Raw genomic sequence first — 13944 nt, 5'->3', positions numbered from 1 at the left:
CGACGCCGAGGCGCCTTCATCCGTCGACGCCGCGGCGGCCCTCGTCCGACTCACCCGACCGACGTACCGGCGGCCCTCACCCGATGTACCGGCGCGCCGACGACGACCGCCGGGCCCGCTGCAGCTCCGCCAGCCGGTGCTCGAGCTCCGGCGGCACGGGGGAGCGCTGCCTCAGCACCCAGGGCAGCCCGGCCGCCGCGTACGCGAAGGCCCGCAGCGAGGCCGTGTCGCGGGGGACCGTGACCATCAGGTGGAGGGTGCGGCGCAGGGCCGGCAGCAGCGGGCGGCGCAGCCAGGTGAACCAGAGCGTGTTGCGGATCCCGAGGACCCGGCGCGCCGTGCTGTCCCGCACGACCGACGCCTGGTGGTGGACCGTCAAGTCCTCGACGTAGCTCAGCCACCAGCCCCGCCGCAGCAGATCGGTGGCCAGGAGCTCCTCCTCCCCGCCCAGCCACAGGCCGGGATGGAAGCCGCCCGCCTCCCGGAAGGCGTCGGCGCGCAGGACGGTGGCGGCCGCGAGGAAGGATCCGAGAGCCGGTCCCGGCAGGAAGTCCGGACCGGACAGGGGCGACTCCCGCAGCTCCTTGACGACGGGATCCTCGGTGCCGGACGGCTCCACGACGATGCGGGCCGTCACCCCGGCCACCCGCGGGCGCTCGTCGAGCAGGTCCGCCGCCCGCCGCAGGCTGCCCGGCTCCCACCAGGTGTCGTCGTCACAGAACGCCACGTACGGGGTCCGCACCAGACGCACCGCCAGATTGCGTCCGACCGCGCCCAGGTTCTCTCCCGGCTCCAGCAGCACGACCTCGGGAAAGGCGCGCCGGACCGCCTCGGCGGTGCCGTCGCGGGAGGCGTTGTCGGTGACGATCACCCGGGGCCGCTCGGGCAGCTCACGCAGGCGCGTCAGCGTGCGCAGGAGCTCGGCGCGGCGGTTGTGCGTGATGACCACCACCGTCGTGCGGGGGTCCGTCTCCGTGGCGCGGGGGTCCTTCGCGGCCGTGCTCATGCCGGCCCGCCGTACGCACCGCCCCGGTCCAGCAGCCGGGCCGCCCGCTCGACCTGTGCCGGCAGCGGCCTGCGCCGCGCGAGGGTGGCGGGCAGACGGGCCGCCACCTCCCGCAGCGCGCGGCGGGCGCCCGGCTCGCCGGTGACCGCGGCGGCCGCGAGGCGCGCGCTGGCCCGTACGGCCACACCGAGGGGGCGGCGCAGCCACAGGGTGAGCACCTCGTTGCGCCGTACCAGATGGGCCCGCCCGTCCCGCCCCCCGGGCTCCGGGTGGTGGTGGGCCGTCAGCGTGGGCTCGTACGTCACGCCCCAGCCGGCGGCCGCGAGGTCGTAGGCGAGCAGGGTCTCCTCGCCGCCGAAGAAGAGCAGCGGATGGTAGCCGCCCGCCCCCAGGAAGGCGTCCCGGCGCACGACGCAGGCGCATCCCAGGAAACCGAGCACCGGGCGGCCCGGCAGGTCCGGCTCGTGGGGCAGGGGCGAGTCGGCCAGTACGGCGTTGAGCGGGTCCTCCGCCTCCTCGGGGCCGACGAGGGTACGGGCCGCCACCAGGCCCAGCCGGGGATACGCGTCGAGCAGGTCCGCCGCCCGCCGCAGCGCACCCGGCGTCCACCACGAGTCGTCGTCGCTGAACGCGACGTACGGGGTGGTGGCCAGCCGTACCGCGAGGTTGCGGCCCACGGCGCCGGTGTTCTCGGAGGGCCGCAGGACGCGGGGGGCGGCCGGGTGGTCGCGTAGCGCGAGGAAGGTCGCGTCGTCCGAGCCGTTGTCGACCACGATCACCGGCGGGCGCTCCGGCAGCGCGGTCAGGGCGTCGAGAGTCCGCAGGACACCGGCGCGCCGGTCACGGGTGATCACCGCGACCGTCACCCGGTCGTCCGGTGCCTCCTGGACGGGCACGGCCTCGCGGACGGGCTCAGCGGACACGGGCTTCCTCTCCCTTCCGGGGCGGGGCGGTCGTTCGGTCGGTGGCGCGCAGCAGGGCCAGGGCCGCGGCGGTGGCCTCGTCGGCCCCGATGCGCAGGAGCTGGGGATCGGGGACGGCGCCGTGCGGATCGCCCGGTGGTCCCGGCTTCCACAGGGCGACGTGACGCTCGGAGCGGGGCGGACCCCACAGCCGCGGGGACACCGGTCCGAACAGCGTCACGGACGGCGTGGCGTGGGCCACGGCGAGATGCGCGAGCCCCGTGTCACCGCTGACGACCAGCGCGGCGCGGGCCACCAGCGCCGACAGCTCGCCGAACGGCAGCCCGCCGCCCAGCACGTCCCGCTCCGGCAGGCCCGCACGGCCGGCGACGTCCAGGACCAGCGCGTCCTCCCGGGGACCGCCGGTGACCACGACCCGGTGACCGGCGTGACGCAGCTCCCGCGCGAGCGCGGCGTACCGCTCGGCGGGCCAGCGGCGGGACGCGGACTCCGCCCCCGGGTGCACGACCACGGCCCCCGGCGCCGGGGAGACCCCGGCCGGAGCGGGCAGCCGTACGTCGTCGGGGTCGGCGGCGATGCCGTAGGCCGCGAGGAAGCGGCACCACCGTGCGCGTTCGTGTTCGTCGGGCCGCCATTCGGGCGGCCGGGGGACGGGCTGGGCGAAGGCCAGCAGACGGCCGGGGGTGAGGGCGGCGAGCGCGTCACGGCTGGCGGGGCCGTTGCCGTGCAGGTCGATCGCCAGGTCCGGGGGCGGTCCCGGCCAGTGGCCCAGCGACGGCACCTCCCGGTTCGGGGCTTCGGCCGGGAACACGGCGTCCACGGCCGCCGTGGCCAGCGCGGCCTCACGCAGCGCCGGAGGCAGCGCCAGGACGACCCGGTGTCCCGGGAAGGCGCGGCGGACGCCCCGCAGCGCCGGGACCCCGGCGAGCAGGTCGCCGAGGCCCAGCGCGCGCAGCACCAGCAGGCGGGGACGGTGCGGCGCGGCGCTCACCCGTGCTCCCGTCCGTGCGCCAGACCGGCCGGCCGCGGCGACAGCGCCGCCTTCCGCGCGATACCGGTCGTGGAGCGGCCGTCCAGGTAGGGGAACAGGACGACCTGCCCGCCCCAGCTCTCCACGAGCGGTGCCTCCGGAAGCCGTTCCAGGGCGTAGTCGCCGCCCTTCGCCCAGATGTGCGGACGCAGCTCGGCGAGCAGCCGCTCCGGGGTGTCCTCGTCGAACACGGCCACCGCGTCCACGCACTCCAGGGCGCGCAGCACCCGGAGCCGGTCCGCGACCGGCACGAGCGGCCGCCCGTCGCCCTTGCGGCGGCGCACGGACGCGTCGGAGTTGACGCACACCACCAGACAGTCCCCGGTGCGGCGGGCGGCCTGGAGCAGGGCCACATGGCCGGCGTGCAGCAGGTCGAAGCAGCCACCGGCGGCGACGACGGTCCCGCCCGCGGCCCGCACCCGGGCGGCGGTGCGCAGGGCGTCCTCCGTCGGGTCGCCGTCGGCCGGGGGAAGGGCGGCCGGGGTGGTCGCCGGGTCCGTCCCGAACGAGCGGACGCCTCCCTCGGCGACGTACCGGGTCGCCGCGTGCACGGCTCCCCGGACGGCGGTCTCGGTGAGCTCGCCGTCCGCCAGGAGCCCGGCGGCGGTGGCGGCGAAGCGGTCGCCGGCTCCGCAGGCGTCACCCTCCGCCGTCACCGGCGACGGCACCAGCAGCGGCGTCTCGCCGTGCGACAGCAGCGCCCCCCGCCCACCCAGGGTGACGGCCACGGACGCGGCCTGCCAGGCCCGGACCAGGGCGTCGGCGTCCCGTGCCGCCGTCTGCAGCGCACTGGCGTCCGCGTGGGGTTCCCCACCGGCGAAGACGCGCGCCTCACCCGCCGACGGCGTCACCAGCCGGACGCCGGGCACCGGCGGCACCCCGCGCGGATGCGGGTCCCAGACGACGGGCACCCGCGCGGCCGCCGCCTCCAGCTCCTCGCCCAGGACCTCGGCGGTACCGCGGCCGTAGTCGGCGACGAGGACGGCACCGGCCTCGGCGACGGCCCGCCGCGCCTCGTCCGTCGCCTCCCGGGCCCGGCCCTCGCCGTCGTCCAGCCGCAGCAGGGGAGTGCCCTCCGCGAGGACCCGGGTCTTGCTGGACAGGGCGCCGGTCAGCGGCAGCCGTACCAGGCGCAGCCGGTCGCCCAGCAGCCGGACGAGCTGCTCGCTGGCCTCGTCGTCGCCGAGCGCGGTGACCAGGGTGACGGGCCTGCCGTCGGCCGCCGCGAGCACGGCCGCGAGCGCGGCTCCCCCGGGCCGGGAGGTGCGCCGGGCCTCGCTGACGACCGGCACGGGCGCGTCGGGGGCCAGCCGCTCGGCCCGCCCGCACAGGTCGTGATCGAGCAGCGCGTCCCCCACGACGAGCAGCGGGGCCGGGGTACTCATACGCCGTCCTTCCGCGTCACGGGCGTCCACCGGTCGTGTGTGCGCCGCCGCTCGACCGACGCGCGCCGTTCGACGGTCCGGTCGAAGGACTCGCAGAGCATGTGCACGGACACGAGGTGCAGCTCCTGGACCGTGGCGGTCGTCGCCGCCTCCACGCACAGGGCCGCGTCCGCGGTGCCCTCCAGAGGATTCGGCGCCGGCCCGGTGAGGGCCCAGACGGTCATGCCGAGCCGGTGGGCCTCCTTCGCGGCGACGAGCAGGTTCGCGCTGGCGCCGCTGGTCGACAGCAGTATCAGCACGTCCCCGGCCCGACCGTGCGCGACGACCTGCCGGGCGAAGATCTCCTGCACGCCGTAGTCGTTGGCGATCGCGGTCGTGGAGGAGGTGTCGGCGTGCAGGGCGAGCGCGGAGAACGGCGGGCGGTCGTCGCGGTAGCGGCCGACCAGCTCGGCGGTCAGGTGCTGAGCCTGCGCGGCGCTTCCCCCGTTGCCCGCGACGAGAAGCCGGGCACCCGCTCCCAGCCGGTCGGCGAGCTGGGAGCCCCACCGCTGCAGGACGGGGGCGGCGTACTCGCGGAAGCCCCCGAGCGCCTTCATCAGGTCGTCGCAGTGCGTGTCATCGGCGGCGGTCTTCATCGGACGACTCCCGAGAGCGAGGGGACGGAGGACACGGCGCCGTACACCTTCACCACCCCGTCGGTGACGCGGTCCCAGGTGTAGCGGGCGAGGACGCGGCGCCGGCCGGCGGCGCCGTACCGGGCGAGCCGGGCCGGGTCGTCGAGGAGGCCGCGGACGGTGGCGGCGAGGTCGTGGTCGTCGTCGGCCGGGACGAGCACGCCGGTGACGTCGTCCACCACGGTGTCGAGCTGCCCGCCGACGGCGGTGGCGACCACGGGAGCACAGCAGGCCATCGCCTCCACCGGGACGATGCCGAACGGCTCGTAGCGGGGCAGCGACAGCACCAGGTCCGCGCCGGACATCAACCGGGGCATCCGGGTGGGGTTCACCCCGCCCAGCAGCGTCACCCGGTCGGCGACCCCGCACTCCTTCGCGATCGCGCACAGCCGCTCCGCCTCGGGCTCGGCCCCCAGCAGAGCCGGTTCGGGCCCGCCCGCGATGAGGAGCTCGGCGTCGGGCACGTCGGCCAGGGCCCGGATCGCCCGGTCGAAGCCCTTGCGCGGGACGAGCCGGCCGACCGAGAGCAGCCGTCGGGGCCCGGACGCGGGCCGCCGGGCGGCGGCGACCGGGGCGAACACCGTGGGGTCCACCCCGCACGGGACGACGGAGATCCGGTCGCGGGGCAGACCCATGGCGACCAGCTCGGCCACCTCGTCCTCACACGTCGCGATGATGCCGGCGCACTCCCGTCCGACCGCCGTCTCGATCGCGACGCGCTGCGGCGGACTGGTGTCGGCGGCGCCCTGGTGCCGCTTCTTCACCGTGCCGAGCGCGTGGTACGTCTGCACCACCGGCACGCCCAGGGCGCGTGCCCCGGCCACCGCAGCCATCCCGGACATCCAGAAGTGGGCGTGCACCACGTCGGGCGGCTCGGCGGCCCACTCCCGCGCCAGCCACGCGCCGAACTCCGGTATGTACGGCAGGAGTTCGTCCTTGGGTATCGGAGCCGGCGGGCCGGCGGGCACGTGCACCACCTTCACGCCGTCCGGTGTGGTGACCCGTTCCGGCGCCCGGGGGTCGTCGCGGCGCGTGTACACGGCGACCTCGTGGCCCCGGCGGGCCAGCTGCCCGGCGAGTTGGGCCACGTACACGTTCTGTCCGCCCGCGTCCGGGCCGCCGAGCTCGGCCAGTGGGCTGGCGTGCTCGGAGACCATGGCGACGCGGCCGGCCGTCGGGTGGCTGGGGCTCATCGGGTGACCTCCTTGATCAGGCGTTCCCAGTCGTCCCGGAAACGCCGTTCTCCGTAGCGGGCCTGGACCGCGGCCCTGGCGGCCTCCCCTGTCACGCGGGCGTACGCGGGATCCGCGGCGAAACGGCGCACGGCGTCCTCCAGCACGTCGAACCGGTTGGAGACCACCCCGGCTCCCTCCGGCACGGCCTCCCGCACCTCGGTGGTGTCGAGCGCCACCACGGGCATGCCGAGGAACATCGCCTCGAGCAGGGAGAGCCCGAGCGACGTCCACCGGACGGGATGCAGGTACAGACGGCAGCGGGCCATCGCCGGATGCAGTTCGCCCTGCGGCAGGTCCCGGCTGCGGCAGCGCTCGGCCGGCAGCCCCAGGTGGTCGGCGAGTCCTTCGGTGCGCATGCCGAAGACGTCCAGCGGCACCGCGCGGGCGAACCGGGGCAGCAGGTCCGTCCCGGTCGTACGGCCGCGCCGCACGGGCTCGTTGACGACGACCGCGGCGCGGGCCTCCTCGCCCGTCCACAGGTGACCGGGGTCGATGATGCCGTGCTCGATCACCGCGGTGGGCGCGCGGCCGCTGTCCCACATCAGCCGGTTGAAGTGGGTGACGTGCACGAGCGTGATGTCGGTGCGGTCGGCGAGGGGATGGCGGCTGTCGACGGCCGTCCCGTGCGGGCTGTTGTGCTCGACGTACACGGCGGGCACGTCGACGCCGGGCCGGCGGCCCGTCCACTCCCGGGCCAGCTCCAGCTCGTGCGGCCGCTGCAGCACCATCAGGTCGATGTCGGCGTCGCGCAGCTCGGCCGGGCTCGACTCCCGCACCGTGCGCGGCCAGTCCCACGTCCTGGCCCGGCCCAGCCCGTCCGGGCCGCGCTCGGGCGTCACCGGGACGAGGAAGGTGTACGGGCCCTGGACGAACGACGTCAGCCATGAGCCGTGCACATGCCAGACAAGAATGTTCATGCGCGCTCCTTGAGGAGTTTCCGCACCGCCTGCACCACGTCCTGGCCCGTGACCTCGTCCAGGCACGGATGGCCGGGTACGGGGCAGTTCCGGGCCCGGCTGTCCGCGCACGGCGCCCCCTGATCGCCGAGCAGCACGCTCGGCACGCCGTACGGCCCCCACCGCTCCGCCGGGACGACGGGCGCGAACAGGGACACGACCGGCGTGCCGACGGCCGCGGCCAGATGGGCGGGACCGGTGTTGCCGCACACCACGACGTCGGCCGTGCGCAGCACGCCCGCCAGGATGCGCGGCTCCGTCTTGCCGCCGAGGTCCACCGCCGTGCCCCCGCTCACCCGCCGGGTCAGCTCCGTCTCTCCCGGACCGCCGGTGACGATCACCCGGTGACCGGCGTCGGCGAGCAGGGCCACGGCCTCGGCGCAGCGTCCGGGACTCCAGGCGCGGGCCGGCGCGCTGGCCCCGGGGTGGACGACGACGTACGGCCCGTTGCCGGTCAGCGCGATGGTGTCCGGCGGCGGCAGCACCCGCAGCCGGCCGTCGTCCCCCGGATGCGGCCGGAACCCCATCGCCACGGCGGTGTCGAGCGCGGCCTCGGCCTCGTGCCGGCCGGGCAGTCGCCGGTGCCGTACGTCGAGGAGCCTGCCCGGGTGGTCGACGCTGTCGGCGCCGATCCGGCCGACGCCGGCCATCCGCAGCAGCAGGGCCGTGGGCAGCGGGCTCTGATGGAACGAGGTGAGGACGAGCGCGACGTCGAACGCGGCCTCCCGCAGCCGGCGCACCAGGTCGTCCACGTCGGCCTCCTGGACCGAGGGCGGATCCACGCCCTCCCACGGCGCCGCCCACACGATCACCTCGTCGACTCCGGGCAGCAGCCGGGCCGCGGGTTCGCCGCGCGGGCCGCAGAGCATCGTCACCCCGGAACTGTGCGCGGCGACCGCGCGGACGGCGGGCCCGGCGAGCAGCACGTCGCCGAAACTGTCGAGCCGTACCACCAGTGCCTTCACGACGCGCCTCCCCGGGCCCCGGCCAGGACCAGGCGGACCGCCGCCGGCAGGTCCCCGGCGGTGAGGGGTGCCGACGCGACCTCTTCCGGCCGGGTCGCCGCGTTCGGCACCAGAACGCCCCGGGCGCCCGCCGCGCGGGCGGCCAGGACGTCGGCCGCGATGTCGCCGATCACCACGCAGTCGCCCGGATCCACCCCCAGGCGCCGGGCGGCCTCGAACACCAGCCCCGGCCGGGGCTTGCGGCAGTCGCAGCCGTCGTCGGGCAGGTGCGGGCAGTACACCCAGGTGCCCAGGCCGCCGAGCAGGGCGTCGGCCCGGTCGTTGACGCGCCGGACGTCGTCGTGCGTGAGCAGCCCGCGGCCGATGCCCGACTGGTTGCTGACCACGCCGGTCGGGACGCCCTCGGCCCGCAGCAGATCGAGGGCCCGCCGCGCGCCGGGCATGAGACGCACCAGGCCGGGGTCGCCGTTGTAGGGGACGTCCTCCACGAGGGTGCCGTCACGGTCGAAGAGGACGGCGGCGACGGGGGAGCGGGGGAGCGTGACAGGGCCGGCCGTGAGCCCGGGGGCCGAGCCGTCCTGACCTGGACGGGCCGTCGCCGGGGGGCGTACGTCCCGCCGTGCGGCGGGGGTGTCCGCCGGAGTCGGACGGTGGTTCATGGGGCGCGCGGCCGTGGGCGGCGCGGTGGGGCGGTTCTCGGCGTGGGCTGTCGGGTGTGTGGCGTGGTGGGTGACGTCGTGTCCTGCGGCGGGGGTGTCCGTCGGGCGGTGGGGCATCGGGTGCGCGGCCGTGGGCGGCGCGGTGGGGCGGGCCCCGGCGCTCCGCGCGGTGCAGGGGCTCGTGGGGTACCCGGCCGCGGCGGGAAGCGCGGCCCGGCCGGCCCCGGTGCTCGTCGGGGCGGGGTGGGTCTTCGCGCGGGCGTTCACGGCCTGCCTCCCACCGGCATGGCGCCCCGGTGCCGTAGCCGGCCGTGGAGCCAGTGGCCGACCGCGAGCGGCGGGATGAGCACGCTCGTCGACAGCATGGTGGTGATCTCGTGCCGCGTCCGGGGGCCGGGACCGATGCGGGCCAGCGCGAACTCGGCCGTGCCCAGTGTCCACAGGGCGCCGGCCACACCGGCGGCGCGGTGGCGGCCGGTCAGCGCGCAGGCCGACGCGGCGAGCGCGGCGGCCGTCACCAGGACGTGCCGGGGGAGCCGCCCGCGGGGCGCTTCGGCACGGGTCCACCAGTCGCGGCCGTGCAGCCGGTTCATCAGGGCGTCGTCCGCGTTGCCGCGCTGGGCCCGCACCGACACCCACCGGTCGGCCGGGCGGACGGGGTGGCGGGTGCACCGCCGGCCGCGGCGGAGGGTCCAGCCGGCCTCCTGGACGCGCAGCGCGAGATCGGCGTCCTCGCGGAAGGCCCGGCGGAACCGCTCGTCGAACCCGCCGACGTCGGCCAGCGTGTCCGTGCGGTAGGCCATGTCGGCGGTGGCCCAGGCGGCCTGCTCCAGCCCGGCGGTACCCCGCTCCCAGTCGGTCGGCCTGCGGTCCTCTGGCAGGGGGACGGTCAGCCGCCCCTGGACGCCGCCCGTGTCCGCGTCGGCCGCCCCCAGGTCCTCGGCGAGGAGGCGGGACCAGTCCGGCAGCACCTGCACGTCGTCGTCGAGGAAGACCGTCCACGGCGTGCCGACCGTGTGCCAGCCGGTGTTGCGGGCGGCCGCCGGGCCCCGGCCGCCCGAGCGCAGGATGCGGATCCGGTCGCGCAGGACGCCGGCCGCCTCCAACGGCAACGCGCCGGTGGGTGCGGGGCGGTCGTCGACCACGACGACCTCCTCGGGCGGGTGGTCCGCGGCCGCGGCGAGCGCGCGCAGACAGTCGGCGAGGCAGGGACGCCCGATCGTCGGCACGACGACGGAGTAGGCGGGGGCGTCCCGCACGGCGGAGGCGCCCGTCCCGGCGAACGCGTCCGTCATGCGAACACCTTCTTCCGCCGGATCGCGAACGGTCCGAGCGCGAGCAGGTCCACGGGCGCGGAGCCGAAGCACTCCAGGGCGTCCCGCGGGTCGTCGACCATTGGCCGGCCCGCGGTGTTGAGACTGGTGTTGACCACCACCGGCAGCCCCGTCCGGCGCTCGAAGCCGTCGATCATCCGCGCCACCAGCGGCTCGTCGGCCCGGTCCACGGTCTGGATCCGCGCCGTGCCGTCCACGTGGACGACGGCCGGGATCCGCTCCCGCCACTCGGCGGCGACCTCGTGCACGAACAGCATGTACGGGCTGGGCAGCGGCCCGTCGAAGAGGTCCGCGGCCCGTTCCGCCAGCACCATGGGGGCGACCGGCCGGAACTCCTCCCGCCCCTTCACGGCGTTGAGACGGTCCAGGTTCTCGGCGCGCCCGGGATGGGCCAGCAGCGAGCGGTGACCGAGCGCCCGGGGACCGTACTCGCTGCGGCCCTGGAACCAGGCCACGACCCCGTCCCGGGCCAGCTCCTCGGCGACGGCCTCGGCGATGTCGCCGGGCTCCTCGTAGGGGACGGCCGCCCGCTCCAGCCAGGCGCGCAGTTCGGCGTCGCTCCAGCCGCGGCCCAGGGCGGCGGTCGGCATGGCCTCCACCGTCTCCTTCTGGTGGGCGACGTGCAGCGCGGCGCCCAGCGCCGTGCCCGCGTCACCGGCCGCCGGCTGCACCCACACGTGTTCGAACGGTCCCTCCCGGTACAGCCGGGTGTTGGCCACGCAGTTGAGGGCCACCCCGCCCGCCAGCGTCAGCACGTCCTCACCGGTGCGCTCGTGCAGCCACCGCACCAGCCCCAGCAGGACCTCCTCCAGACAGGCCTGCGCGCTGGCGGCCACGTCGGCGTGGTCCTGCGTCCACGGGGCGCCCGCCGGGCGCGGCGGCACCAGCGAGGACCAGGGCACGGGCCGGGCCCGGAAACCGCCCTCGCCGTCCAGTCCGACGTACTCGCGCAGCCGGTCGAGGAAGCGCGGCTGTCCGTACGAGGCGAGGGCCATCACCTTGAACTCGTCGCTGCTGCGCAGGAAGCCGAGGTGCTGGGTGAGGTCCTCGTAGAACAGGCCCATCGAGTCGGGCAGCGACTGCGAGGCCAGCACCGTGAGTTCACGGTTCGCGTAGCGGCCCGCGAGATGGGAGCCGCACTCCCCGCGGCCGTCGAGCACCAGGACGGCGCAGTCCGGGTGGGGAGAGGCCTGGCCGGCCGAGGCGGCGTGCGCCACGTGGTGGGGGACGAAGCGGACCTTCGCCGGATCGAGCCCGGGCAGGGCCTCGGCGAGGAACTCGGGGGCGCGGCGCGCGTATTCCTGACGCAGGTGGTCCCAGGGGTCGTGCAGCCCCAGCTGGTCCGCCGGCCGGGCGAGGTCGGGGTCGTAGGAGTAGGCGACCGCGTCCAGCTCGGACGGGTCGAGCCCGGCCTGCTCCAGACACCAGCGGGCGGACAGCTCGGGCAGCTCCCACGCGGAGAAGGGGACGGGCCGCTTGCCGTGCTTGCGCCGGCTGAAGCGTTCCTCCTCCGTGGCGGCCACGATCCTGCCGTCCATGACGAGGGCGGCGGCGGGGTCGTGGAAGAGGGCGTTGATTCCCAGGACGCGCATACAGTGCCTCCGTGGCGGCGTGGTGGAAGACGTCTCAGACCTGCGGCGCCGGCTCCCGCGTCGGCTGCGTCGCGGCGAAGTAGGCGATCGTGTGCTTGATCCCCTCCTCCCAGGGCACCTTGGGCGCCCACCCCAGCAGCTCCCGGGCGAGGGTGGTGTCCGGGCGGCGACGCTGGGGATCGTCGACGGGGCGGTCGACGAACTCGATGCGTGAGGAGGACCCCGTCAGCTCCACCACCCGGCGGGCTATGTCACGGACCGTGACCTCGTCGCTGCCGCCGATGTTGACGGGCCGCACCGAGTGGCTCGCGGCCACCAGCAGGATCCCGTCCACGGTGTCGTCCACGTAGCACAGCGACCGCGTCTGGCTGCCGTCGCCCGCCACCGTCAGGGGTTCGCCGGCCAGCGCCTGGCAGACGAAGGTCGGGACGGCACGACCGTCGTGGGCGCGCATCCGCGGCCCGTACGTGTTGAACAGGCGTACGATCCCGGCGTCGGTGTCCCGGGCCCGCACATGGGCGGTCACCAGCGCCTCGGAGAACCGCTTGGCCTCGTCGTAGACGCTGCGCGGGCCGACCGGGTTGACGTTGCCCCAGTAGTCCTCGCGCTGCGGATGCACCAGGGGATCGCCGTACACCTCGGACGTCGAGGCCAGCAGGAACCGGGCCCCGTCGCGCTCCGCGACGGTCAGCATGTTCCGGGTGCCGAGGCTGCCCACGTCGAGCGTCTCCAGGGGCAGCCGCAGGTAGTCGGCGGGGGACGCCGGGCACGCGAAGTGCAGGACGACGTCGTACGGCCCCGCCAGCCGGTCCGGGCAGTCGGGCGCGGAGACGTCGCACTCGACGAACCGGAAGCCGGGGTGGCGCTGGAGGTGGGTGATGTTCCCGCGTGAACCCGACACGAGGTTGTCCACGCAGTCGACTTCGGCACCTGAACTCAGCAGGCGCTCGCACAGATGGCTGCCGAGGAAGCCGGCGCCGCCGGTCACCACGGCGCGTCGCCAGGGGAGGGGGGAGGTCGCGTCAGTCATGGGACACCCTTCAGCCGCTTCCGGAGGCGCTGTGACACGGCGCCCGGGGTCCGGCGCGGCACGGGGAGGATCGGGGGGACAGTGAGGGAACAGGACGCTCCAGTCGCGCCGGTCACCGGCGCGGTCCTGGCCGGGCCGCCGTTTTCCCGACGACTCCGGGCTGAATGTGCCTAACGAGTAGCTTTCACACCTTGATCCCTATTGTGCGTACGGGGCGACTCATCCGCGACTCCTGCCGCGCACGCACCACCGGCCCCGCGGTTCCCGTGACGCACCGGTGTCGATCTCAGGACGCGGGGCACTCGTGCCCGTGGCGGATCCGTCCCGGAGCCGTCGTGTCCAGGCTGGAGGTGGAGGACATGGGTCATGGTGGGAACGTCATCGACGAACTGGTGACCGATCACCGCGAGGTCGAGGAGCTCTTCGGCAAGATCGAGGCGCTGCCGTCCGGACACGAGGACCGCAAGCTGTACGCCGACCAGGCCACGATGGAGTTGGTCCGGCACTCGGTGGCGGAGGAGGCCTACCTGTACCCGGCCGTGCGCGAGCACATGACCGGCGGGGACGCCCTGGCCGACAAGGAGCTCGAGGACCACGCCAAGGCCGAGCAGATCATGAAGGACCTGGAGGGCTGCGAGGCGGGCGACGCCGAGTTCGACCGGCTGATCGGCATGCTGATGAGCGAGATCCGCGAGCACGTGGCCGACGAGGAGGGCAACCTCTTCCCCAGGCTGCGCGCGTCGTGTCCCCCGGACGCCCTCGACGAGCTGGGCGACAAGGTGCGCCAGGCGAAGAAGACGGCACCGACACGCCCCCACCCGTCCGCCCCGGACAAGCCGCCGGCCAACAAGCTGCTGGCGCCGGGCGTCGGCATGGTCGACCGGATGCGTGACGCGCTGACCGGGCGGGGCAAGAAGAGCTGACGCCGGCCGTGAGCCTGACGCCGGCCCCGGCGGTTCGGTGCCGCTCCGGAGGCGCTCCGGCTCGTGCGGGCGCGTGTGGACCCGTTCAGGGGCGTGCTCGCCTCTGCACGCTTGTGAGCAACCACACTTGACACGGCAAAGACCCGAGGACCGGGGTGACTTGAGGATCGCGGCGGCGGGGCCGCGCGGGGCGCCCGCGCCGCGTGCCCGCCCCCCGAGGCCCCCCAGGAGG

13 protein-coding genes are annotated in these 13944 nt (G+C 75.8%); 1 reads left to right on the top strand and 12 read right to left on the bottom strand.

What is annotated here, in order from left to right; genetic code table 11:
• Positions 1-76 precede the first annotated feature (76 nt).
• From ACIBBD_RS03390 to ACIBBD_RS03335, 12 genes are all read right to left on the bottom strand, one after another.
• Complete coding sequence (locus tag ACIBBD_RS03390; protein WP_399417590.1) at positions 77-1006, bottom strand: glycosyltransferase family 2 protein; 930 nt, start codon at positions 1004-1006, stop codon at positions 77-79.
• Positions 1003-1929 (bottom strand): glycosyltransferase family 2 protein, encoded by a 927-nt coding sequence (locus tag ACIBBD_RS03385; protein WP_399417589.1) that lies wholly within the window; start codon positions 1927-1929, stop codon positions 1003-1005. Before ACIBBD_RS03385 ends, ACIBBD_RS03390 begins: the two co-directional genes overlap by 4 nt.
• Complete coding sequence (locus tag ACIBBD_RS03380; protein ID WP_399417588.1) at positions 1919-2920, bottom strand: glycosyltransferase family 9 protein; 1002 nt, start codon at positions 2918-2920, stop codon at positions 1919-1921. Before ACIBBD_RS03380 ends, ACIBBD_RS03385 begins: the two co-directional genes overlap by 11 nt.
• Positions 2917-4344 carry a D-glycero-beta-D-manno-heptose 1-phosphate adenylyltransferase gene (gene rfaE2 / locus ACIBBD_RS03375; protein WP_399417587.1) on the bottom strand — a complete coding sequence of 476 codons (1428 nt, stop codon included), beginning with the start codon at positions 4342-4344 and terminating at the stop codon, positions 2917-2919. The genes ACIBBD_RS03380 and rfaE2 overlap by 4 nt, the downstream gene beginning before the upstream one ends.
• Positions 4341-4979, bottom strand: coding sequence for an SIS domain-containing protein (locus tag ACIBBD_RS03370; RefSeq protein WP_399417586.1), 639 nt, complete (start codon positions 4977-4979; stop codon positions 4341-4343). The genes rfaE2 and ACIBBD_RS03370 overlap by 4 nt, the downstream gene beginning before the upstream one ends.
• Positions 4976-6211: a glycosyltransferase gene (locus ACIBBD_RS03365; RefSeq protein WP_399417585.1), complete on the bottom strand. Its 1236-nt coding sequence runs from the start codon at positions 6209-6211 to the stop codon at positions 4976-4978. Before ACIBBD_RS03365 ends, ACIBBD_RS03370 begins: the two co-directional genes overlap by 4 nt.
• Positions 6208-7170 carry a glycosyltransferase gene (locus ACIBBD_RS03360; RefSeq protein ID WP_399417584.1) on the bottom strand — a complete coding sequence of 321 codons (963 nt, stop codon included), beginning with the start codon at positions 7168-7170 and terminating at the stop codon, positions 6208-6210. The genes ACIBBD_RS03365 and ACIBBD_RS03360 overlap by 4 nt, the downstream gene beginning before the upstream one ends.
• A complete protein-coding gene (locus ACIBBD_RS03355; protein WP_399417583.1) occupies positions 7167-8174 on the bottom strand; it encodes a glycosyltransferase family 9 protein in 1008 nt (335 codons plus the stop codon). The genes ACIBBD_RS03360 and ACIBBD_RS03355 overlap by 4 nt, the downstream gene beginning before the upstream one ends.
• The gene (locus ACIBBD_RS03350; RefSeq protein WP_399418118.1) at positions 8171-8833 is read right to left on the bottom strand and encodes a D-glycero-alpha-D-manno-heptose-1,7-bisphosphate 7-phosphatase; all 663 of its coding nucleotides are present in this window, start codon (positions 8831-8833) and stop codon (positions 8171-8173) included. Before ACIBBD_RS03350 ends, ACIBBD_RS03355 begins: the two co-directional genes overlap by 4 nt.
• 263 nt (positions 8834-9096) lie before the next feature.
• Positions 9097-10128 carry a glycosyltransferase family 2 protein gene (locus ACIBBD_RS03345; RefSeq protein WP_399417582.1) on the bottom strand — a complete coding sequence of 344 codons (1032 nt, stop codon included), beginning with the start codon at positions 10126-10128 and terminating at the stop codon, positions 9097-9099.
• Complete coding sequence (locus ACIBBD_RS03340; RefSeq protein ID WP_399417581.1) at positions 10125-11759, bottom strand: carbamoyltransferase; 1635 nt, start codon at positions 11757-11759, stop codon at positions 10125-10127. Before ACIBBD_RS03340 ends, ACIBBD_RS03345 begins: the two co-directional genes overlap by 4 nt.
• Positions 11760-11793: 34 nt before the next feature.
• On the bottom strand, positions 11794-12789 hold the full coding sequence (locus ACIBBD_RS03335) for an NAD-dependent epimerase/dehydratase family protein (protein WP_399417580.1): 996 nt from the start codon (positions 12787-12789) through the stop codon (positions 11794-11796).
• A gap of 359 nt (positions 12790-13148) precedes the next feature.
• Between ACIBBD_RS03335 and ACIBBD_RS03330 the strand changes: the two genes are divergently transcribed.
• Positions 13149-13712, top strand: a complete 564-nt coding sequence (locus tag ACIBBD_RS03330) for a hemerythrin domain-containing protein (RefSeq protein WP_399418117.1) — start codon at positions 13149-13151, stop codon at positions 13710-13712.
• Positions 13713-13944: the final 232 nt, after the last annotated feature.

The organism is Streptomyces sp. NPDC051315, from assembly GCF_044455165.1.
Lineage (GTDB): Bacteria > Actinomycetota > Actinomycetes > Streptomycetales > Streptomycetaceae > Streptomyces.
Note: the sequence above shows the minus strand (reverse complement) of the source record. Positions and strands in the feature narration are given on the sequence as shown.

What these genes read in the sequence shown, in the direction of transcription:
- ACIBBD_RS03390 (WP_399417590.1), bottom strand. Translation starts at nt 1,006, where the DNA reads ATGAGCACGGCCGCGAAGGACCCCCGCGCCACGGAGACGGACCCCCGC.
- rfaE2 (WP_399417587.1), bottom strand. Translation starts at nt 4,344, where the DNA reads ATGAGTACCCCGGCCCCGCTGCTCGTCGTGGGGGACGCGCTGCTCGAT.
- ACIBBD_RS03370 (WP_399417586.1), bottom strand. Translation starts at nt 4,979, where the DNA reads ATGAAGACCGCCGCCGATGACACGCACTGCGACGACCTGATGAAGGCG.
- ACIBBD_RS03365 (WP_399417585.1), bottom strand. Translation starts at nt 6,211, where the DNA reads ATGAGCCCCAGCCACCCGACGGCCGGCCGCGTCGCCATGGTCTCCGAG.
- ACIBBD_RS03360 (WP_399417584.1), bottom strand. Translation starts at nt 7,170, where the DNA reads ATGAACATTCTTGTCTGGCATGTGCACGGCTCATGGCTGACGTCGTTC.
- ACIBBD_RS03350 (WP_399418118.1), bottom strand. Translation starts at nt 8,833, where the DNA reads ATGAACCACCGTCCGACTCCGGCGGACACCCCCGCCGCACGGCGGGAC.
- ACIBBD_RS03345 (WP_399417582.1), bottom strand. Translation starts at nt 10,128, where the DNA reads ATGACGGACGCGTTCGCCGGGACGGGCGCCTCCGCCGTGCGGGACGCC.
- ACIBBD_RS03340 (WP_399417581.1), bottom strand. Translation starts at nt 11,759, where the DNA reads ATGCGCGTCCTGGGAATCAACGCCCTCTTCCACGACCCCGCCGCCGCC.
- ACIBBD_RS03335 (WP_399417580.1), bottom strand. Translation starts at nt 12,789, where the DNA reads ATGACTGACGCGACCTCCCCCCTCCCCTGGCGACGCGCCGTGGTGACC.
- ACIBBD_RS03330 (WP_399418117.1), top strand. Translation starts at nt 13,149, where the DNA reads ATGGGTCATGGTGGGAACGTCATCGACGAACTGGTGACCGATCACCGC.